General features: G+C 55.9%; 19 protein-coding genes, 1 tRNA gene and 2 pseudogenes. 13 read left to right on the top strand and 9 right to left on the bottom strand.

Going from position 1 to position 21,187, the window contains the following annotated elements:
* The first annotated feature begins 241 nt into the window (after positions 1–241).
* On the top strand, positions 242–469 hold the full coding sequence (locus ACUY2T_RS08880; RefSeq protein ID WP_293790928.1) for a hypothetical protein: 228 nt from the start codon (positions 242–244) through the stop codon (positions 467–469).
* Here ACUY2T_RS08880 and ACUY2T_RS08885 read toward each other — a convergent pair whose 3' ends face one another.
* Positions 470–1,351: a hypothetical protein gene (locus ACUY2T_RS08885; RefSeq protein WP_034977652.1), complete on the bottom strand. Its 882-nt coding sequence runs from the start codon at positions 1,349–1,351 to the stop codon at positions 470–472. It abuts the gene before it with no gap.
* 131 nt (positions 1,352–1,482) lie between these two features.
* On the opposite strand from ACUY2T_RS08885, the gene ACUY2T_RS08890 reads away from it, so the two are divergent.
* Complete coding sequence (locus tag ACUY2T_RS08890; RefSeq protein ID WP_034977651.1) at positions 1,483–2,082, top strand: M48 metallopeptidase family protein; 600 nt, start codon at positions 1,483–1,485, stop codon at positions 2,080–2,082.
* Here ACUY2T_RS08890 and ACUY2T_RS08895 read toward each other — a convergent pair whose 3' ends face one another.
* Complete coding sequence (locus ACUY2T_RS08895) at positions 2,083–3,579, bottom strand: zinc-dependent metalloprotease (RefSeq protein ID WP_448308322.1); 1,497 nt, start codon at positions 3,577–3,579, stop codon at positions 2,083–2,085.
* A gap of 150 nt (positions 3,580–3,729) precedes the next feature.
* Here ACUY2T_RS08895 and ACUY2T_RS08900 point away from each other — a divergent pair, with 150 nt between their 5' ends.
* Positions 3,730–4,809 (top strand): YlbL family protein, encoded by a 1,080-nt coding sequence (locus tag ACUY2T_RS08900; protein ID WP_448308323.1) that lies wholly within the window; start codon positions 3,730–3,732, stop codon positions 4,807–4,809.
* 20 nt (positions 4,810–4,829) lie between these two features.
* On the opposite strand, the gene ACUY2T_RS08905 is transcribed toward ACUY2T_RS08900, so the two are convergent.
* Positions 4,830–5,390: a PPA1309 family protein gene (locus ACUY2T_RS08905; protein WP_034977643.1), complete on the bottom strand. Its 561-nt coding sequence runs from the start codon at positions 5,388–5,390 to the stop codon at positions 4,830–4,832.
* A 156-nt stretch (positions 5,391–5,546) separates the two neighbouring features.
* Here ACUY2T_RS08905 and ACUY2T_RS08910 point away from each other — a divergent pair, with 156 nt between their 5' ends.
* Together ACUY2T_RS08910 and ACUY2T_RS08915 are read left to right on the top strand one after the other, a co-directional pair.
* Positions 5,547–8,579, top strand: a complete 3,033-nt coding sequence (locus tag ACUY2T_RS08910) for a UPF0182 family protein (protein WP_448308327.1) — start codon at positions 5,547–5,549, stop codon at positions 8,577–8,579.
* 96 nt (positions 8,580–8,675) lie between these two features.
* Positions 8,676–8,749: transfer RNA gene (locus ACUY2T_RS08915), tRNA-Met, on the top strand.
* Between the two features lie 119 nt (positions 8,750–8,868).
* Here the strand turns inward: ACUY2T_RS08915 and ACUY2T_RS08920 are convergent.
* Together ACUY2T_RS08920 and ACUY2T_RS08925 are read right to left on the bottom strand one after the other, a co-directional pair.
* Positions 8,869–10,046 (bottom strand): annotated as a pseudogene (locus ACUY2T_RS08920) (IS1249 family transposase).
* Between the two features lie 316 nt (positions 10,047–10,362).
* Positions 10,363–11,502, bottom strand: a complete 1,140-nt coding sequence (locus ACUY2T_RS08925; protein WP_434823345.1) for a YbfB/YjiJ family MFS transporter — start codon at positions 11,500–11,502, stop codon at positions 10,363–10,365.
* A 507-nt stretch (positions 11,503–12,009) separates the two neighbouring features.
* On the opposite strand from ACUY2T_RS08925, the pseudogene ACUY2T_RS08930 reads away from it, so the two are divergent.
* The 7 genes and pseudogenes from ACUY2T_RS08930 to moaC all read left to right on the top strand — a co-directional run.
* A pseudogene (locus tag ACUY2T_RS08930) lies at positions 12,010–12,291 on the top strand (transposase); the annotation flags it as partial.
* Between the two features lie 152 nt (positions 12,292–12,443).
* Entirely contained in the window at positions 12,444–13,427 is a 984-nt protein-coding gene (gene moaA, locus ACUY2T_RS08935) for a GTP 3',8-cyclase MoaA (protein ID WP_011273993.1), read from the top strand.
* 138 nt (positions 13,428–13,565) lie between these two features.
* Positions 13,566–13,799, top strand: coding sequence for a MoaD/ThiS family protein (locus tag ACUY2T_RS08940; protein WP_005293793.1), 234 nt, complete (start codon positions 13,566–13,568; stop codon positions 13,797–13,799).
* Positions 13,771–14,217 carry a molybdenum cofactor biosynthesis protein MoaE gene (locus ACUY2T_RS08945; RefSeq protein ID WP_011273992.1) on the top strand — a complete coding sequence of 149 codons (447 nt, stop codon included), beginning with the start codon at positions 13,771–13,773 and terminating at the stop codon, positions 14,215–14,217. Before ACUY2T_RS08940 ends, ACUY2T_RS08945 begins: the two co-directional genes overlap by 29 nt.
* Positions 14,214–14,978 (top strand): HesA/MoeB/ThiF family protein, encoded by a 765-nt coding sequence (locus ACUY2T_RS08950; protein ID WP_011273991.1) that lies wholly within the window; start codon positions 14,214–14,216, stop codon positions 14,976–14,978. Before ACUY2T_RS08945 ends, ACUY2T_RS08950 begins: the two co-directional genes overlap by 4 nt.
* The gene (locus ACUY2T_RS08955) at positions 14,975–16,213 is read left to right on the top strand and encodes a molybdopterin molybdotransferase MoeA (protein ID WP_011273990.1); all 1,239 of its coding nucleotides are present in this window, start codon (positions 14,975–14,977) and stop codon (positions 16,211–16,213) included. Before ACUY2T_RS08950 ends, ACUY2T_RS08955 begins: the two co-directional genes overlap by 4 nt.
* The gene (moaC, locus tag ACUY2T_RS08960) at positions 16,210–16,680 is read left to right on the top strand and encodes a cyclic pyranopterin monophosphate synthase MoaC (RefSeq protein ID WP_005293787.1); all 471 of its coding nucleotides are present in this window, start codon (positions 16,210–16,212) and stop codon (positions 16,678–16,680) included. Before ACUY2T_RS08955 ends, moaC begins: the two co-directional genes overlap by 4 nt.
* A gap of 74 nt (positions 16,681–16,754) precedes the next feature.
* Here the strand turns inward: moaC and ACUY2T_RS08965 are convergent, their stop codons facing one another.
* The 4 genes from ACUY2T_RS08965 to modA are packed head-to-tail and all read right to left on the bottom strand — an operon-like array spanning position 16,755 to position 19,941.
* Positions 16,755–17,270, bottom strand: a complete 516-nt coding sequence (locus ACUY2T_RS08965) for a MogA/MoaB family molybdenum cofactor biosynthesis protein (protein WP_005293785.1) — start codon at positions 17,268–17,270, stop codon at positions 16,755–16,757.
* A gap of 43 nt (positions 17,271–17,313) precedes the next feature.
* A complete protein-coding gene (locus ACUY2T_RS08970) occupies positions 17,314–18,387 on the bottom strand; it encodes a sulfate/molybdate ABC transporter ATP-binding protein (protein ID WP_448308324.1) in 1,074 nt (357 codons plus the stop codon).
* A complete protein-coding gene (locus ACUY2T_RS08975; RefSeq protein ID WP_049780517.1) occupies positions 18,384–19,211 on the bottom strand; it encodes an ABC transporter permease in 828 nt (275 codons plus the stop codon). The genes ACUY2T_RS08970 and ACUY2T_RS08975 overlap by 4 nt, the downstream gene beginning before the upstream one ends.
* Positions 19,180–19,941 carry a molybdate ABC transporter substrate-binding protein gene (gene modA / locus ACUY2T_RS08980; RefSeq protein ID WP_448308325.1) on the bottom strand — a complete coding sequence of 254 codons (762 nt, stop codon included), beginning with the start codon at positions 19,939–19,941 and terminating at the stop codon, positions 19,180–19,182. Before modA ends, ACUY2T_RS08975 begins: the two co-directional genes overlap by 32 nt.
* A gap of 369 nt (positions 19,942–20,310) precedes the next feature.
* Between modA and ACUY2T_RS08985 the strand changes: the two genes are divergently transcribed.
* On the top strand, positions 20,311–20,601 hold the full coding sequence (locus ACUY2T_RS08985) for a BCCT family transporter (protein WP_269763758.1): 291 nt from the start codon (positions 20,311–20,313) through the stop codon (positions 20,599–20,601).
* Positions 20,602–21,187 lie beyond the last annotated feature (586 nt).

Genomic DNA, 21,187 nt, shown 5'->3' on the forward strand with positions numbered 1-21,187 from the left:
TGCATCTTTACCCATATCGTTTTGTCGGTACGGAATCGGGATGGTGTTACGCCTCTGCTTGGTGGGCGTGGTCGGGGTTTTCTCGGATCCAGCGGCGGGCCTGTTGCCGGGTCCACTGGGAAGGAACACGGAAGTCTTTTTCCGTTCATTGACACGGTCTTGCAGCCCCACAGACGGTCTGATCCGTCTGTGCGTTGCGTAGACCGCAGCGTAATCCGTCTAGTTGTTCTGCCCTCCCAGCGTGACCGTCAGACCATGGCACGCCGTGTCCGCGGCTACGTGCTGTCCGGCAGCCGTAGAGCCGGGACATCGACGTTCTCCGGAGACACCGGGAGGCGTCGGCATGCGCGAGCGTAAGGCTCTCTCCACGATGGATCGTATGGGTGGCCAGAAGGCCGCAGAGCGCTGGAAAGACCGCGTCAGTGAATACGCGCAAGCCGAGATCTCGAAGCTGTCAAAGGTTGCCTGATTAGCTCCGTACCGCTCGACAAGACAGACAGCTGTCGTTGAAAGGCACTTGATAGGTGCGCACTGCGCCACTGGCGAAATCCACGAGGCGCCGCTGGCTAAGGACCTCTGGGATCTCCGGGGCCGCGGGAATTTCCTCCTGCTGCAGTCGCGCCATTCGCCGCTCGCGCACGTACGCCCGGTGCGCGCGCCACCAGGGCAATACGTGTTCGTTGAGCATCATCGCCAGCTGTGTAGAGGCCGCTTGGACCAAGTGCCGTTCCGTACTTCCGGGACGCCCTGTTGCCTGCAGACGTACCCCACGCCAACCGTCGTCGATCTGCCCGTAGTAGCTATCCATACAAGCCAGGCAGGGAGTAACTCCTGGCACCACTAATGGTCCCAACACATTCCGACCATCCACGATCCCGGCTGGGTAGTGGGCTACGCGGTTGACCATAAGCGCATGCTGCACGTCCGGGGTGGGGAACACTGCTCCGGGGAGGACGATGAGCGACCGTCGTGCTTCGCTGGGTGCGGAGGTAATGCGAAAACTCAAACCCAGCGCTTCTAAAACAGGCTCTAATCTCTCGCTGGACACGCCGGACGCGAGCACGTGGAAGTCCACGTCCGCCTGCGATGGGCGCAGTATCTCTGCCCGCACCATCTCGGAGAGAATCAGCCGGGCATCTTCCTCGTCTACTCCGCAGTAGCCCAGTTTCTGGTGCAGCTCGTCGAAACCGATCCCGCTACGGGCAAGGGCAAAAACGTGCGCAACCTGGCTCGGATTCACGCTTTTCGGCAGCGGCAGGATCATAGATTCGTGCGGCAGCACGCCGAATTGCAGGCCGATCGTAGGCCTTGCCAGGATGGCTGTACTCGCCGGCAGGTTAAGCTTTAGCATGATTGCATTCCCCAAAATCCCCTCTACAACCCCTCTGTAAAGACCCCTCGCACCGCGTGCTCCCCACGCGCTGTGATTCGCCTCTCACCCTAGCAGGGAGGCATAGTCCTCGCAGGTGGAAAGGATAATCCGTGGTTTCCTCCTACCGCCACCGGGCGCTTGACCCGCAGCAGCTGGCTCGTGATGTGGAGGCAGAGCTCGCCCGCCAGCTCCAGGCAGGAGCCGAACCAAACCGAGTGCCGCCTGTCACCTTCCGGCTATCCGCTAGGCGCAAGAAAACCGTTGCAGTGCGGGAAGAAGGCAATGGGTTTTTGGTCATGGCTCCCGCGGCCATCGGAGAAGCCGAACTGCGCAGCATTAGCGTGGAGCTGCTCGGAAAGGCGCTGAAGAGTAGGCGTCATGCCCTAGGCAACGACGATCTTGCCGACCGCGCGCGGGAGCTAAACCGCAAGTACCTCGGTGGGCGGGCAACGATCGGCGAGATCAAGTTCGTGACGAACATGAACACGCGCTGGGGCAGCTGTTCGGTGCAGTCCAAGCGCATCCGGATTTCGCATTACCTGCAGGACGTGCCGGGCTATGTGCTGGATGCGGTGATTATCCACGAGCTGATTCATACTTTTGTGCCGAATCACGGCCCGGAGTTTCACCGCTGGGAGGCGCACACCCCGCAGCTGGAGAAAGCACAGGGGTACTTGGAGGCTTTCAAGCGCTGGGGGATGCGCGATTAGCTAGTCCTCGGGGGTATCGGTGGTGTCGTCACCGTTGTCGCGCTTTTCATTGAGCTCCCGCTCGAGTTTTTCGATCTCGCTAATGGGGTTGAAATCCTCCATCTCGTCCTCGTCGAACGCGATGTTGCTGATGAAAGCTGCCGGGTTGTCGAGGTCGGACGCGACCGGAAGGAAGTCCGGGTGATCCCACACTCCGTCGCGCTTTTTGACGCCCACCGCATCATCCAGCTTGCGCCACAGCTCGACTGCCTCGTTTGCCTTCGGAGCGGTGAAGCTAATTCCGAGGGCCTTAGTCAGATTGTCCATGGCAGGGGAGCCGTTGTTGCGGAACTCCGACCACGCGGCGTTGATCATGGCTGCGGCAGGGATGCGGGAGTCCAAGGCAACACCCGTCACATAATCCACCCACCCCTCGATCAGCGACAGGCTCGTCTCCAGGCGCTCACGGGCATGGACATTGGACGAAACGACTTGTGGGGAAAGATCCTGCCCCTGCATGCGTTCCATCATTTCCTGCATCTTCGCCGGGTCGTTAAGGGATTCTGGGGTGAACTCGCCGGTGGCTTCCTCGATGGCGGAGTAGTCCAGCGATAGCCCGGCCGCGAACTCTTCGACATCCAGGATCAGACGTTCCACCAGCCACGGGACGTGCTTGAACAAACGTAGGTGCGCGGCTTCGCGCGCGGCCAGATAGATCAGCGCTTCGCGGGGCTCGCAGCCCAGCTTCTTGGCCATGACGTCGAGGTGTTCGGTGGCGATGGCTGCCGTCTCGCCCTGCGCCAGGGGTACGCCCCACTGGGTGGAAAGCACCACGTCGGTGGCCATCTCGCCGAGGGTATTACCCAGCTGCACGCCGAAATTCATGGCGTTGATCTGCTTCATCATGCCGGCGAGCGGGCCAAGCTGGCTGCGCATCTCCTCCGGCACACCGCCGAGTGCAGCATCGCCCAGCTTGTCGGCCAGTGGGGTCACCACACGCTTCCATGTTTCGAAGGTCTCATCCAGCCATTGCGCCGGGCCGAAGGCCACAGAGCTGGACGCGCCTGCGGGCAGGATGGTGGCTTCGTCTAGCCACAATTCAGCAAGGCGTACCGAATCTGCCACGGCTTGAGAATCATTGTGGGTCGGACGAGTGTCCTTCCGGGTGGCTGCAATGCGCTGGCGGGCGGTGCGCTTGGCCATCGCATAGTTCACCGGCCCTTTGCCTTCGGAACTGTTCATGTCCGAGCCGAAACCGGAGAGCATGGAACCGAACTGGTTCAGGATGTCCCCCAGGTTGCCCGCGCCAGCTCCTGGACCCATGCCGCCTGCACCCGTGCCACTGGTGCCGCCGCCCATCGGGCCGCCAAAAAAGAAGCCGAACGGGTTGTTTTCGTTCCCGTTGTTCTCGTTATTGCGGTCCCGATCACGATCCCGGTCGTGGTCCTTGTCGCGATCCTTGTCGCCATCGTCATCGGAGTTGTGCGGGCCGTGGAAGCCAAAGCCGAATTTACTCATGTACCCCACCGTACCGACTCTCTCAGTGCGGAAACGACCCCGAAAGCCCGTTATGGTGCTATTTCCCGTGTGCTGATAGCGAACAGAGCGGTCGGGGTGCTTCGGCGGTGGTGGCCAACCTCGTCGGGGGATGCATGTAAAGTTAGGCGGGTGAAATTCTGGAACAGGCGAAATCGCACTATCGTCGTGGGCGCAGTGCCCGTCGTGGCGGTGCTTTCCCTCATCGGTCTGCCCTCGATTCCCGGCACCAACATCAACATCACCGTTCCCTATGCCGCCGAGGGCAACGGGCCGACGTTTAACACGCTGGGGCAGGTCGACGGTCGCGACGTTGTGGACATTACGGGTGCAAAAACCCATCCGACGAGTGGGAACCTGAACATGACTACCGTGTCGGTGCGGACAAATATGACGCTCCCGCAGGCTCTTAAACGATGGGCCACGACGGACGACACCCTGGTTCCAATCGAGCACGTTTTCCCCTCCGGAAAGTCCTCGGAGGAAGTACAGCGCCAAAATGCCGCAGCGTTCTCCAGCTCGGAATCCAATGCCACCATTTCGGCTATGAATCATTTGCATAAGCCGCTGGAAACCATGGTGATGGAGGTGACCGAAGATTCTCCGGCGCAGGGGAAGATCGAAGTCAACGACATCGTCACCAAGGTCAACGGGGAAGAAGTCAAGCTCCCCAATGAGCTGTCGGACAAGGTCAAGGACCAAAAGCCAGGCGATGAGGTGACGATCACCGTCAAGCGTCAGGGCAATGAAAAGGACGTGAAGGTCACTCTCGGTGAGCTGCCGAAGGAGCTGCGCAACGAAAACCCGGAGGGGACCGCGTTTCTCGGAGTGGCAACTGTGGCCCAGCCGGGCGGTGACATCAAGGTGCAATACAACCTCACCGATATTGGCGGCCCTTCCGCCGGTCTGATGTTCTCTTTGGCAGTGGTAGACAAGCTATCGCCCGAGGAAATCACAGACGGTAAGTTCGTCGCTGGTACTGGCACTATCGACGCCGCAGGCAAGGTTGGCCCGATCGGTGGCATCACTCACAAGATCGCCGCCGCCAAGGAGGCCGGCGCAGAGGTGTTCCTCGTACCGGAAAAGAACTGTGCAGAGGCGGTCCACGAGCCGCCTGAGGGAATCACCCTGCTAAAGGTCGACACGTTGGACGATGCCATCAGCGATCTCAAGGATTACAACGAAGGCAAGCAGGCCGATACTTGCAAGTAGCCCGTAACGTGTGCGGGGGTTTATTCGTCGGCTTCGAAAGTCGCGCGAAGTGTGTGGATCACGCCGGGGGCGATGTCATCGCCGCCGAGTAGCTGCACCTTGTCCTGGCCGAAAGGATCGGCCTCCAGCTCTTCTTCGCTGGGGCGTAGCTGGATAAGGGAACGCTCGGGGCCGGAAAAGTCGGCGTCACAAAGAACTCCGCTAAACAGGCGAGCCTGACGCGGGGCAGGGTCGGCGCCGGGGGCGGCGTTGGAGAAAGTGATCTCCTGAGCCAGGATCGCACCGACGACCGGGGCAGGCCAGCGGATAGTGGCGAGGAATTGGCCAAGCTCTTCACTACCGGGGCGAATGTGCTCCGGAATATCCTCCTGAACGACGAGTGCGAGGGGATTGGATGGAGCCTCGTCATCGAATGCCTGCGGGGCCGCGTCGGCGATCAACGTGGCGGGGACCAGTGCAAAAAGAGTGGCAGGCCGATCCCATCCCTCTGCCTGTACAAAGTCCACGGCCTCGCGCAGAGCAGCGTTGAGCACGCGCTCATCCTGCAGGTCGACGGAGTGGGAGGGATTGGAAGAGGTCATGCGGACAGCCTTTCTCAAAGTTACGTTGTGGGTAGGGGACGGAACTGGGATTTGTTATGACGCTGTAAGAATTGTACGTATCCTTGTGGAAACATCGCGATCAGCGACAGATACAGGCGCGATTAGCAGGAGAGTAACAAAGCCTTGAGCACGCCCATGCCACCGTCTTCGGGGCGACCGAAGCAGCAGTTCCCATCCGGTCCAGTGTCGAGCAGGCGCTCGAAGATACTGGGCATTGCGGTGGCGATTATCGCCATCGCCGTGTTCATCATCCCGGTGGTGGTGAGCGTCTACACGGACTTCGCCTGGTTCCGCAGCGTGGAGTATCAGGGTGTGTTCCAGAACGTGATTGTCACGCGTGCAGCGCTGTTTGTGATCTTCGGCCTGATTGGTGCGCTGATCTCTTGGCTGGCTGCGTTCTTGGCCTATAGGGCGCGGCCAGACGAGATCGACTCGCTGGGAACGTCTTCGCCCCTGGCGGAGTACCGTCCGCTGATCCGGCGCAATATGCGGCCATTCCTGGTGGGTATTCCACTGTTCGTCGGCGTGATCACCGGCATGATCGTGCAATCGAATTGGCGCTCTGTGCTGTTGTTCTTGAATGGCTCTAACTTCGGCGTGCGCGATCCGCAGTTCAATATGGATCTCGGCTTCTACGCATTCAACCTGCCCTTCCTGCAGCTGCTGATCTCTACCTTTAGTGTGCTGCTGATCCTGGCTTTCGTTCTTAACGGCGTTGGCCACTACCTGCTGGGTTCCATCACTACGGGCAATCCGCGGGTGGGGGAGAAGGCCTCCATTTCTATCCACGCCCGTCGCCAGCTGGCCATCATCGCGGGTGCGTGGATGTTGCTGAAGGCTGTGGGGTACTGGTTTGACCGCTATAGCCTGCTGACCCGTTCACACGATACTTTCACCGGTGCGTCGTACACGGATATCAACGCGGTGCTGCCGGCACAGATCGTGCTGCTGGTGATCTCCATCTTCGTGGCTGCCATGTTCTTCATCACCATTGTGCTGCGGGATCTACGAATCCCGGCGCTGGCTGTGGCGCTGATGGTGGGTTCGTCGCTGACCGTGGGCTTCGCCTGGCCCGCGCTACTAGAGCAGTTCTCCGTGAACCCGAACCGTGCGGAAAAAGAACGGGAGTACATTGCCCGCAATATCGAGGCCACCCGTTTCGCCTATGGCATCGGTGACGACAAGGTGACCTACGACCGCGACTGGGGTTCGTCAGGCGATGCAGCGTCTAAGGAGCAGAAGAAGGCCGTCGCCGACGATTCCGCCACTTTGTCCAACGTGCGTCTGCTGGATCCGGAGGTACTGACTCCGACGTTTACCCAGCAACAGCAGCTGCGTAATTTCTATGGTTTCCCGGATGAGCTGGCCATTGACCGCTACAAGGTCGATGGCAAGATGCGCGATTTCGTGGTTGCTGCCCGCGAGTTGAACCCGAATACCCTGGATGGCAACCAAAACGACTGGATTAACCGCCACACGGTGTACACACACGGCAATGGCTTTGTGGCGGCGCCGGCCCGCAAGGTGGATGAAGTCGCTCGCGATGTCGGCTCGGCCCGCGGTGGCTACCCGGTGTACACGGTCGCGGATCTGCAGTCCATGGAGTCCGGTAAGCAGGGCGGCGAGCTGAAGCTGGATGTAAAGCAGCCGCGTATTTACTTCGGTCCGGTCATTGCCTCGTCGAAGCAGAGCAATGCTGACTATGCGATCGTCGGTAACACCGAGGGCGAGCCGCTGGAGTACGATACCGACGCATCCAATTACACCTACACCGGTACCGGTGGTGTGGATGTTTCTAACTACTTCAACCGCCTGATGTTCTCGGCTCACTTCGAGTCGATGAACATGCTGCTGACTGACCGCATCGGCAAGGGGTCGAAGATCCTCTATGAGCGCGATCCGCGCGAGCGTGTGCACAAGGTTGCTCCGTGGCTGACTACGGATTCCAAGACCTACCCGATCGTCATTGACGGCCGTGTGAAGTGGGTTGTAGACGGGTACACCACGCTGAATAATCTTCCCTACTCCGAGCGCATTGGGCTCACTGATTCTACTGCTGACGCCATTAATCCCGATGGCGTGAGCGAGTCCCAGGTGGTCGACAACGAGGTTGGCTACATTCGCAATTCTGTGAAGGCCGTGGTGGATGCCTATGACGGCAGCGTGGATCTGTACGCCTTCGATGAATCGGATCCGGTGCTGAAGGCGTGGCGGGGCGCGTTCCCGGGTGTGGTGAAGCCGCGTTCGGAGATCAGTAAGGAGCTGGAGGATCACCTGCGCTACCCGGAGGATATGTTCAAGGTGCAGCGCGAGCTGATCGCTAAGTATCACGTCTCTGATCCGGGCGTGTTCTTCCAAAACGACTCGTTCTGGTCGGTGCCGACGGATCCGACGGCCCCGCAGGACCGGCAGGATAATGCGCAGCCGCCGTACTACGTGGTGGCTGCTGACCCGGAGACGAACAAGCCCTCCTTCCAGTTGATCACCCCGTTCCGCGGTCTGCGCCGTGAGTTCCTGGCGGCGCACATGTCCGTGGGCTCTGACCCGGATAACTACGGCAAGATCAACGTGCGAGTGCTACCGACGGGCACGCAGACGCTGGGCCCGAACCAGGCGCAGGACACGATGATGTCCTCTGACGAAATCGCGCGCGAGCGGACCCTGCTGAAGGGCACGAACGACCTGACGAACGGCAACCTGCTGACGCTGCCGGTGGGCGACGGACAGATCCTGTACGTCGAGCCGGTGTACTCGCAGCGCAGTGGGCAGGATTCGGCCTTCCCGAAGCTGCTGCGTGTGCTGGTGAGCTACAACGGCCAGGTGGGTTACGCCCCGACCATTGCCGAGGCTCTGAGTCAGGTGGGCATCAACACGTCCTCCACCACTGACATCCGGGAGATCGACGGCTCGGTAGTGGATCCGAATAAGAACAAGAGCGATAAGTCCAAGGACGACAAGAAGTCCGACGCGAAGGGTACTGCCGGCAAGTCTGGCCAGAGTGATTCCGACAAGTCTGAAGACAAGGGCACTGATACCGCTCCGGAGCAGCGCGTGCGCGATGCGATGGACAAAGTGAATAAGACCCGCGAGTCCGGCACCTTCGAGGAGTTCGGTAAGGCGCTGGACGAGCTGGATAAGGCAGTGCAGGACCTGCAGACTGAGCGCTAGTCTCTGGTGAAATCGCCTATGACCAGGCGATTTCACTTTATCCAAGCTCTGCGTTACAGTAGGGGAGTCGCTGACGCGATGGCGTACAGCACTCGTCGCGGGGTGGAGCAGCTCGGTAGCTCGCTGGGCTCATAACCCAGAGGTCGTAGGTTCGAATCCTGCCCCCGCTACAAATTGATCCCCTCGTTGGTTTAGATACCGGCGAGGGGATTTTCTCGTTGAGAAGGCCTAGTCCAAGTCGAATAGGGGTTAAAGGACAAAAAGTGTGTCTTTCCCGGGTGTGTCGTGGTTATTTGCCCCAGTGGATGCCGAGGTTGTGTTGGTAGCTGGTGTCGATGGCGGTGTCGTATTCTGCTGGTGCACCGATGTCATTGGTAGTGGCTGTGGTGTCGTGGGTGATCAAGTTTGTTGCTGTGGAAAGTGCGTCTTGACCCCATCGCTGGTCCCTGGCGATCTTGACCGGATCGTCAGGGACTTCTGTATGTAGGTACAGCCACCAATCCATTACTGTGCGTTGATGCGGTAGTGATAATCCGCGGTGTCTGCGGGCTAGTTCTTTTATTGGGGCGTTGATGCCGCCTTCAAGACTGTTTGTTGTCGCTGCTAGTCCGTCAGGATTGATGGTTGTTGGTGGTGGTTGCAGGTAGGTAAATAACAGGTTCCTGCGGTGCAGGGATAGTAATGACTGATAGGCCGCTCGGACGCGTTGGTGGGTGTAGACCCTGCTGTAGGCATCGCTGGCAGGGGCGCGGATGGTGGTTTTCTCGTTCATCCACACCTGGTAGGTGTGGTTGAATTCGTGCAGGTGTGTGACCCATTCGGCTGCGTGGTCAAGGTCTGTGATGCGAGTGAGTTTCAGGGCTAGGCGGTAGATGGTTTTGCCTGCGTCAGTGCGGGGATTGCTGGTGGTATGGCGGCGGACTGTTCGTTGGGCGTGGACGAGGCAGCGTTGGATGCGTGTTGTCGGCCAGCAGTGGTGGATGGCTGATTGGGCGCCTTGTCCGCCGTCTGTCACTGCGACAAGTGGTGCGGCAATGGGGCGTAGTAGTTCGGTGTAGGCGGCGGTGGTTTCTTGTCTGGCCCAGGTCCAGTTGATGACGTGGGTTTTGCTGGCAGCGATAAGGAGGCAGCCGGACTTTAGGTAGGTTGCGTCCAGGAAGATCTGGTCGTAGATACGGAAAGTATCGATGGTGGGTGTGGGGATGATCCACCAGCACCAGTGGAAGCGGCGTTGCAGTGTTTTTGCTGAGACGTTTTGTGTAACTGCAATCTGTGTCAGTGGTTGGGTGCCGGTGACCCATTGGATGAACCAGGTCATGGTAGCGGCGTTTTGTTGTGTGTTTGGGTGTTGCGGGTAAAGGAGTGTCCGCATTTGGTGCAGCGCCAGCGGGTTGTTCCTTTGCTGGTGGTGCCGTTTCTCTTCATTTGCCCAGTACATACGGGGCATCGTGGTCTGTTAGGTGTCACCGGCAAAGCTAACCAACATCCGGCTACCACACTGGGACGCCGTTCCGGTGGATTGAAGGAAAAACGCGCCCGAATAAGGTCTGGAACCTTATTCAAGCCCGCTTTACATAGTCTGATCAGCAGATATGCTGGAAACCAGACACATTTTTGTCACTTAACCCGCGGTAATTTTCACTGAATCAGCGTATTGCAAAAATGGAGCCATCTTCGGTGAAAACTACGAGCCATTAATATTGTATGGTAGAACTCTCATTTCAGTCGTGACGGCCGCCTTTGGCGCCAAGGATGATTGCAACAAAACGAAGATAAACGCTTATCACAACCGTGAAAGCTTAATTGTTGCCATGCCGATGGCGATAGCGATAGTCGCAATAATAAATGATGCTTTAATTGAATCTGATAAAAATAGCCCGATAACTGCTGGTCCTACGACTTGTCCTAGGCTATACCAAGTCGTTAATCGGGCAGCCCCGCCATTTATTCCATAGGCGACGCCTATTGAGATTGTAAGCATTGTAATCCCCATGAAGGTAGCGCCGAAAATTATTGCGGCAACCATTAGTAAGAAAACTGAATTTCCAAAAATAGCTGCAATCGCTCCACCAACTTGAAGTGTATAACAGCTAAGTAGCGTATGGCGCCGACCGTAACGCTTTGCCAATGCTGACCAGAGGTAGGGTGAGGGAATTGCTGCGATGCCAGCCACGGCCCATGTGATGGCGGCTGCTGATGAGCCGAAAACAGGGTTAGCTAGTATAACGAGATAGGTTCCGATAATAATGTACCCAAAGCCTTGAAAGAAATAGCCTGTATCTAATAATCGGAAAGCTCGCTTAAACTCCGAAGTAGATCGATCCGCGGAACTGTCCGGAATCTTTCGATTTCTAGGGGGCGCTTCAGTGCTAATGGGCCAGGTCCAAGCTACGATGCTAAATAGGGTACTAATTAGGGCGGCAGCTCCCCATAAGTGTGCCCATGCCAAGGTTTGGCCTAGTAGCCATACTGCTATTCCAGAAACAGTGATGCCTAATCCAACACCACCATAAACAAAACCAACCAGAGAAGGGGAGTGTAAATTCTGGCTGGCAAACTGTGTAATACACACGAAGATGAATGCAGACGCTATTCCAGCCAAAAATCGAATGAAACTATGTATTCCTGGGTTATCTGTCAATGCCATTGTGGCAAGCAGTAATGTCGAGCAAATTAGCGATCCACGATAAACGGGCACCGTTTTGGGAACCCAGTCTTTAGAAAGGGCTAATGATCCGAAAAGATAACCAAGATAGTTTGCTACTGCAATCCAAGACGAGATGGAGCTTGACCAGTTTAGAGCGGCCGCCATGAGGGGAAGTAGTGGAGTATAGAAGAACCTGCCGATTCCCATTGCTACTGCAAGTCCAAGTGTGCCTTGAATGCTTGAAAATGGTGCTCGCTTATATCTGGATTCTGCCATTTATGAAGTTCCTTGTAGCTATCCCTCTTCGGTTCGTTGAGTCACTTTATTTCCCTCTACTGCTGTGTGCAACCCGGGATCTGTACCAGGATGAAGGATCATTTCGGTAGTATCTCGGTTGCGTCCCTTAATTCGGTGTATCTGTAGCCCGCGGTAAACCTCGAGTCAGTGCGCATTGGGCGATCATTGCGTGTAACTATCGAATCAACTCCTACCTACTCTTGAAAGAAACGCACTTTCGGTGGCCGTGAAATTTCCTTAGGGCAATCCAACTATCTATTCCCAAGGCTTACTGCCCCAAATTTTCCCAGATTTGCCGCGTCAAATGCCCGGAGATTTCATTAATCAGATTATCTCTACTTAGGCTGACAGCGTCTGCGGCGGCAAGTGCGCCACCGTATAGCCAGAAAGGACTAAAACCCGTCATGGACACTGCCGCGGCCAACTTGACACCAGAGTCGGGTTTGTGACGTAGCCATCTCTAAGCTGCGTACGGAGCCGGGCCCGCTGGCGATTACGGCAGCGCCGTCAGCAGTGTGGCCCAGATCTGGTCGAATACCCCGCTGTTGGACTCAATCGGAAGATTCGACGATGCACGAATAACGTGGGAATCTTCCCGGATCGTGCTGCTTTCATTCGCCTTGTTGGCGCGGAACGGGCTGAACAACATGATGGGTGGATACAGCAAAACGTTACATTTCGCTGACTAGTCTGGCCCAGACCAAACAGGTCATCGCAGCCAACGCTGTCGACGGCATTGCTACTGGCAGCAGGGAAATCGCCACATGATCACCACCTGCTGTTCGCGAGTTGACCCATGACACACAGTCCAAAGATAGCCACAGATACGATAGCCAGATACGCCATTAGGGCTTGACCTATTTCAAGAGCGAGCGTACATAAGCGTACATAGATGAGATGCAAGATTTGGAGGTTATTCGATGAAGCTTGTGGACAAATTCGGTAGGGTAGCGACTGATTTGCGTATCTCTCTGACAGATCGGTGTAATCTCCGATGTACTTATTGTATGCCTGCTGACGGTATGGATTGGTTCCCTACATCGAACCTACTCTCTGATTCCGAGGTCGTACGGTTGGTGAAAATCGGGGTTCGAGACCTAGGCGTAACAAAGGTACGGTTTACTGGTGGTGAGCCGCTTCTACGCAAGAACCTTGAGGGGGTTATTGCTGAGATTTCAGAATTGGAACCTCAACCAGTTCTGGCCTTGACGACTAACGCAACTGCACTTACGCATCGCGCCGAGAAGCTGCGAGAAGCTGGGCTTAGCAGAGTCAATATTTCTTTGGACACCGTGAATCGCTCCCGATTCGCTGCGCTGACTCGGAGGGATCGCCTACTCGATGTGCTGCGGGGAATTGAAGCGGCGATTTCCACGGGCATGACAGTAAAAATCAATGCTGTTTTGCATCATGAGGATGATCCGGCAGCGCTTTTGTCTTATGCTTTGCGTGTTGGCGCGTCGCTGCGTTTCATCGAGAACATGCCAATTGGCACGGAGAAATGGGATCCATCAGTTGTAGTGACCAGTGCTGCCGTGAAAGAGAGGTTGACCGATGCTGGTTTTGAGTTGGGACTTGCGCGCGAGCGAGGATCAGCACCAGCTGAGGTTTTCCCGGTGAGGGGAAAAGGTCTCCCAGATGGAGATGTGGGCTTCATTTCGTCGGTGTCTGAGCCTTTTTGTGGTGCGTGTTCGCGTACCCGCATCACTGCTGATGGAAAGGTTCGCTCGTGCCTTTTCTCGACAAGGGAAACAGATTTGATGGAGCTAATGCGCGGTGGCGCTACTGATAGTGAGATAGCTGCTGTGTGGCGTCAGGCGATGTGGGGGAAACCTCGTGAGCACGGTATCGAGCAAGTCGGGTTTGCGACGCCGTCGCGGACGATGTCAGCCATCGGTGGGTAGGTATCGAAGTGATCTGTCCGAGTGGTGTGCTTTTGGCAACGGTACGGCACGTTGGTAAGGGTACCGAGACTGCCGTATCGAAAACGAAAAGCTATTTTACTCTTAAAAGAGAGATTTGAGGTGAAAATTAACGTGAAGGTGGAATTCTTTGCGGCCGCCGCTAGTGCGGCGGGGTGTTCGGAACGTGATATTCAGGTTGACGGTAGAGTCGTTCTTTCAACCGTGTTGAACACACTGCGACAGGAAAACTCTGAGCTCGCACGGGTTTTGGAACATTCCACGTTCCTTGTTGATGGTGTGCGGGCTCGGCGGGATTCGTTGGTGGGGCCTCAATCAGAGCTCCATGTTTTGCCTCCATTTGCGGGAGGATAGGAGAGTGCCATACGCATTTATTTCGATACAGCCTCTTGATGCCCAAGCATTGGAAGAGTTAGCTGAGGATGAGCGCTGTGGTGCAACTGTCGTATTTCGCGGCGTGGTACGAAACCACGATGGAGGACAACTCGTAGCTGGTATTCAGTATTCAGCGCATCCTTTCGCCGAAGATGCTTTGGCGGACATCGCCGAGGGCGTTGCGAAGCGAGACCAAGTTCACCAGGTTGTAGTGGCTCATCGAGTAGGTGATTTGGAGGTTGGGGATGATGCTTTCATTGCAATTGTCTCTGCAGAGCATCGGGCTGAGGCGTTCTCGGCCTGTTTAGATATCGTTGAAGAGATCAAAACGCGCGTCCCGATTTGGAAACTCCAGCAGTTTTCTAACGGCTCTACGAGTTGGAGTGGTCTTCCGTGAAAGGCCTTAGTGAGAAGGCATTAGCACTCCATAATCCCGTTAGATCGCTATCTCCCCGTGAGCGAGAGCGGCATCAACGCACAATCTCAGTTATTGGGGAAGAAGGCCAGGCGAGACTACTTGCTGCCCGGGTGCTTGTCGTGGGCGCTGGTGGCCTTGCCAGCCCAGTACTGAGCTACTTGGCTGGCATGGGGGTTGGGCACATTGGGCTGTGCGACGCTGATGTCGTCGAGACCGGTAACCTACCACGCCAAATAATCCATAATGAGGCGGCACTGGGAATGCCAAAGACTTCCTCAGCGCGTAGGAGCATTGAAGCACTTAACTCGGATGTCGATGTGGCGGAATACGGTTGGGCTATGCCAAATTTGCTGGACCAAGTTGCGGGAAGCTACGACATTGTCCTCGATTGTTCTGACACTTTCGAATCGAAATACACCGTGGCCGATTGGTGTGCGGGGTCTGGGCATCCTCTGGTATGGGCGGTGGTCGCAGCGACTACTTGGCAGGTCTCAACATTCTGGTCAGCTAGTCCGAATAAACCGACGACTCTTAGAGACCTACATGCTGCTCCGCCTCCACCTGGTGCTGTTCCGACCCCTGCCGCGATGGGGGTCGTCGGACCTGCTGTTGGAGTGTGTGGTTCCCTGATGGCCGGAGAAGCGATGAAGCTATTGACAGGTTGTGGGAGTCCACTCATTGGCCGTGTCGCAGTCGGCGACGTTAAGTTTTCAGATTTTAAGGTGTGGCGATTTTTATGATGACTCCTGAAGAGTACTCAAACCGCTTGCAACGCTTAGTTAGGGTTACTCCAGTTGAGGAGGTGTCGGTCGGCGAAGCAGTGGGGCAGTGCTTAGCGGAAGCCGTGCGAGCTGAGGTTCCGGTGCCGCCCTTCGACAACTCATCAATGGACGGCTATGCAGTGGCTTACCGCGATATTGCGGTTCTCGCTGAGAGCTCGACAGGGTCGGTAACCTTACCAGTTTCAGGTGATATTCCGGCAGGGGCAGTACCTCGAGCGCTGCGTGGAGGAACCGCGATGAGAATCATGACAGGCTCGGTTCTGCCCTCCGGAGCGGATACTGTCGTTCCTGTAGAGCTCACGGATCAACCCCCGGGTGCTGGACCTGCACCACGGGAGGTGACAATTACCGGACACGTAGAGCAGGGAGCGAGTATCCGTTTTAGAGGGCATGACATAGAACGAGGAAAGATGGTCGCTTCCGCCGGCGAGCGAGTCACTCCGTCACTTCTTGCGGGAGTTCTCGCGGCTGGTGTTGCCAGGGTGTTGGTTCATAGGCGCCCGCGCGTAGCGGTGATTGTTACTGGAGACGAACTAACGGAGGCCGGTGAATCGTTACATCTAGGGCATATTCCCGATTCCAACGGCCCGATGCTGGCATCGTTGGTAAGACAGGCGGGAGCGGACATTGTTCAGCAGTCTCGCAGCGTAGACCGGGAAGATGAGTTCCTTTCGCTACTTTACAAGGCTGCTTCGTGCGCCGATTTAATTCTCACCACAGGCGGTGTGTCTGCAGGAGCCTTCGAAGTGGTGAAGCAGGCTATGTCAATAGAGACCAAGGATGCTGATTCGCCTCGAATGAGCTTTGTAAAGGTTGCTATTCAACCTGGAAAACCGCAGGGGTACGGTACCGCAGATGGGACACCGATTATCGGGCTTCCGGGAAATCCTGTCAGTGCGTTTACGAGTTTCCATGTTTTTGTTCGGCCGTTTCTCTCCGCGTTGTCGGGAGGTCCGGGCATGCTTTCAACCCAGCCTGTAGAAGTCGGTACGGGCTGGGTGTCGCATCAGGGAAAAGCACAGGTTATGCCTGTATGTCTGGTACCGAAGGCGGTGCCATCTCATGCATTGGGCTCGGCATCGCACGCCATAGCTAGCCTTCATCGGGCCGACGCCTTGGCGCTGATTCCGCTAGAAGTTACGCAAGTGAAACCGGGCATGATTGTGGACGCGATAATCTTGGAGGGAAAATGAGGTTCACGCACCTGACTTCGGCGGGAGAGGCACACATGGTCAATGTGGCCGCTAAGCAGCCGACTATCCGAACCGCAACAGCTACCGGAATAGTAGATGTATCACCGGAAGTCCTCGCAGCGATTCGAAGTGGGGAAGTTCCCAAGGGGGATGTACTTGCTGTGGCAAGGATCGCCGGAATTCAGGCAATTAAGAAAACTCCGGATTTGCTTCCCCTTGCTCATGTCATAAGTGTGCAAGGGGCACAAGTTGAAATTGACGTTACCGAAAGTGAGATACTCATTTCGGTCGAGGTGACTACCGCCGACCGGACAGGCGTTGAAATGGAAGCATTGGTGGGCGTGAGTGCGGTTGCGTTAGCCATCGTGGATATGGTGAAAAGCGTAGACCGTACGGTGACAATTAGGGAAGCAAAGATAGTTAGGAAGACTGGCGGCCGTTCGGGTACTTGGGTTCGCGAGGATTAGCCGCCCCGCACGGAAGATGAAGTCATTTGGATGGACTCCACAAATACGAGACGATTCATTATGCTCGTATTCCCCTAGTGCTTGCCCCCGGCAAGCTGGCTAAAGATATGGCCGCAAAGTGGTGTTATGACGTCGAGTGTGTCAGTAACGCCACCAGTAGAGCCTGGAGCATTAATGATGAGTGCTGCTTTACTGCTGCGGTCGCTGAGCCCTATGACGGGTCGGGACAACCCAGCTGTGGGGGTGGAAGACAGACCGTGGTGAAGAATCTGGTTCTCGATGCCAGGGATGCGAGTTGCAATAACGGTGGCAGTAGCTTCGGGGGTTAAATCCCGAGGTCCGATGCCAGTGCCGCCGGTTGTCACAATCAACCTGTAGCCGTCTGCAATAGCTTGCTTTAGTGCATCTCGTACTGATTCTATGCCGTCCGGTATGACACGCACCTGTGGTCGAGTGAATCCCGCCTTGATCAGTGTTTCGACGGCTCTAGGCCCAGACTTGTCCTCTTGACGGCCTGCGAATGAGCGGTCGGAGACAGTGATGATAATTGCCGAGATGTCTGCCAGCGGGTAGTCGGGGTTGTGTGCCATGGCAACGACATTAGTACAGCGATTATCCTGTAGCGCCTTTCCCCTAATGTGCTGGGTAAAGTTCTATCTCTTGTGCTTTGACTGCGACGATGATGGCATTGCCAGTAACGAGTGAAAGTTGCGCTGCGGATGCAGGACTTATTTCTGCCCGGATGGAATCTCCCCTCACATCGCAGATGACGGTGATTGTTCCAGCTCCCTGTTCGAGCCCTTTTATTGTTGCTGGCCATTGATTTCTCATGTTTTCATCCGTGTGGTCCGTGAGGATACTCACTGCGGTAGGGCGGAAGCTAGCGATTGCTCGTTGTCCAGCGGGAATTTTGTGGCCAGGCTTTCCTGTGACGAGTATTTCCCCGGATCCACTGCGAAGTGTTTCGTTTCCGATGCTTCGTCCTTTGATGATGTTGGTACCAGAGAATCGAGCTGTGAATTTGTCGAGGGGTTTCTCAATGACGTCGTCGGTAGTTCCAAGTCGCACGAGGCGTCCGTGTTCAATGACTGCTACATCATCTGCGAGGTACATGATATCGAGGACATCATGGGTAATCAGGAGAACTGTCATTTTGTGCAACAGCGGGTAGAGAAGGGCACGCATATCTGCAGCGACGGTGATATCTAATGCGCGGAAGGGCTCGTCTAGGCACAGTATGTCCGGCGAGCCGGCGAAAGCTCGACCGAGGGCGACTCGCTGTGCCTGACCGCCGGAAAGTTCGTGTGGTTTGCGGTGGGATAGGGGCTCGAGTTCGAGTTTTCTCAGCCAATGCTCGGCGACTTTTTGAGCGTCCGGGCTCCCTTGGCTTTTAGGGGCGAAAGTCAGGTTGTCTATGACTGATAGGTGCGGGAACAGCAGTGGGTCCTGTGCTAGTAGTCCGACTTTTCTTTGGTGTATTGGAACGTATGTTCCGGTGGCGGTATCGGTCAAGACTCTATCTCGGACACTGATGCGACCGCTGGTCGGGACGACAGTGCCTGCTAGTGCTCCAGCTATGGTGGACTTGCCAGCTCCATTGGGGCCGATGATTCCAAGTACTCGCCCCATTGGAAGCTCAAAGGCGATGTCGAACTTTCTTGAGGGGATCGATACATCGAACTCTAACAACTCTGTTGCCTCTGTCATTTGCGCACCCTCCCGTATACCGCTCCGACGATGACAATGGAAGATATGATAAGCAGCAGGGATAGAGCAATTGCCGAGTCGGGATCAATTTCTCGTTGAAGGTAGATCTCAACGGGTAAGGTTCGGGTTACACCTTGGCGGGAACCTGCAAAGATGCTGGTTGCGCCAAATTCTCCCAAGCTTCGGGCGAATGCAAGTATGCCTCCCGACATAATTGCAGGAGTCATCATCGGCACGCTCACGCGCCATAAGGTTCGGGTTGGGGAAGCACCGAGGCTCATTGCCACGGTTTGGTAGCTTCTCCCTGCTGTATTTAGTGCCCCTTCGAGTGTCACCACCATGAATGGGAGCGAAATAAAAACCTGGGATATGACCACCGCAACTGTAGTAAAAGCGATTTCTATTCCAAAGGCTTCAAATTGGGAGCCAATGAGGCCACGCCGTCCAAAAGCCTGAAGGAGTGCAATACCGCTCACTACTGGTGGCAGCACAAGAGGTAAGAGCAGGAGCGCGCGTAGGAGCTTCTTGCCCGGGAAATCGGTCCAAGCCAGAATCATGCTCAGTGGAATGCCGATGGCAACAACAATTGCGGTGGCGGTTGCAGAGGTGCGGATTGATAACCGGAGAGCATCGATAGCAGTGTCGGCGAAGATCAGGGCTGGAAAATTACTCCAAGAGATTTGGGATATCAGTCCGATAATGGGGAGGAGTAAAAAGATTATTCCTAACCCCGCTGGTACGAATAGCCAGCGGGGGACAATTCGTGGTGTTCTAGGGGACACTGTGATGGCCCTATGATTTTTCCGCCGGTTGGAAGCCTGCATCCGAGAGAATTTCCTGTGCATCCGCGGTGGACATGAATTCGATGAACCGCTTGGCATCCCGAGATCTCGGGGTGCCAGTGACGGTATTGATGAAGTAGCTATTGACTGCTCGGTTTGCTTCTGGGAAATCTACTGCCTCCACCGCGCCATTCGCGGTGGCAATATCTGTGCGGTACACTAGGCCAGCGTCCGCTTGTCCTGAGGAAACCTTTCCAAGTACGTCAGTAACCTTCTGTTCCTCAGAGACTGGTCTCAGAATCACTCCGGCGGCTTCTGTAGCTGTTTCGGTAGCGTTACCGCACGGCACTCCCTTGGCGCAGACAACGACTGCGACGTCGGGATTTGTTAAAGATACGAGCTCCGAGATATCAAGTGGGTTACCTGGCTCGACCGCGATAGTCAGTATGTTTTCAGCGAAAGGGATTGGTCTGCCGCTCACAGCACCACCATCCACAGCGCGATCCATGGTAATGGCATCTGCAGTTGCTAATAAATCAGCATCCGCACCGTTTACTAACTGCTCCACTAGGGTTTGTGATCCAGCAAACTCAAATTGGAGGTCAACTCCTGGGTTAGCAGCCTCGAATTCCTTTCCTATTGCTCCGTAGACCTCAGCCAGGGATGCTGCGGCGAAGACCGTCAGTGTAGTTGTCTGAGCCTTATCAAAGCTCGAGGTACATCCTGAAAGTAGAAGCGTTCCGACACTCAGAATCGCGGAAGCTGACCTCATTACCTTCCTTCGAACCATGCACGTAGTATATCTAATCAATGCTTCCTTATATCTCTGGCGCTGTGACTTCTGAAGGTAAGAAGCTGGGGTAGCAGCTTCGACGAGTCTGCCACGGGGCACAGGCGTTTGACCTTTAGCGTGATGCCTCATTTGAAGTTTGTGATTCGTAGGCACAAACTTTAGGGTGGTGATGTTCTCACCAGTTTCTACCTGCCTAGGGGCTCGACGTTGCCGCAGTTGCCCTAAATCGTCGACACGGCTGGTATGAGCATGGATACGCTGACGAGGATTATGTTCTGCACCGACGGCTACGATGTCAGTCCGAATTGGGAAGGGGGCTGCGTGTACGGTGCTCTACTAGGGTGAACCATTTGCTGGTCGCCGTTCGCGGGCATGTTTGTGGTGCCCATTTCTCGCGTTCGGAAAGTCCACGAATTCATCGGAGGCGTCATCGCCTTACCGAGAATTGTGCCGATTATCTGGTTCTCTGTTCTGGATTGTGCGGGCTTCGAGTTCGAGGCCTCGCAGCCGGGCTTCTTGACCGGAGCCGTCGTGGAGAGCGCCAATCCCTCATCCGCGCTGTTCGTCTCGCTGGAGCAGTTCCTGGTGGTCGTTGCAAAGAGCGTATTTGCGCTATGTCACTCCGGTACTCTTAGTTAACTCCATTGAATCGGCAATGATGAAATTGTCAGTATCGCGATTGTTGAGGAAAGCCAGGGTGATGACGTCCTATCGTGTCCTGGGGAGGGAAGAAAGATAGGTGCCATCGGGACAGCTGTCTTGCTGATTGTCGGTGAGGGGCGCTGGGGGCGTTGCGGCTCTACATGTGGATTATCGGCACCGTTTTCTTCATTCATTTTGTGGTGATGTATTTACTGTTTAAGGGCATGAGCGTAGTTTGTGTAGCTGCGCGCAACCCGGTGACCCGACAGTGAAGTTTTACGGATACGTCGGACAAACTGAAGGTCCACGAGGCCACGCTCACGCGGGGAATGCGAGGCTGAGAGCAAAAGTTTGCTCGCCAGATACTAGCAGTACAACGAGGGGGTGGTGATTAAGCCCGACGGTGATATGGGCGAAGCAGATGAGTCGGATCTTGATGAGGAATATAGCAAAACGGGGGGGTGTCCCTATGTTTTTGTCAAGTGTCAGGCCGATGTTGGCGAGTACAGTCTTGGGAGTAGTTTCTTAGGCGTGCCTAGGAGTCGGCCAGCGTGTGCTGGTCGGCTTCGTCTTTGGGCTTTAC

It is taken from the genome of Corynebacterium sp. 22-2729 (genome assembly GCF_053479475.1).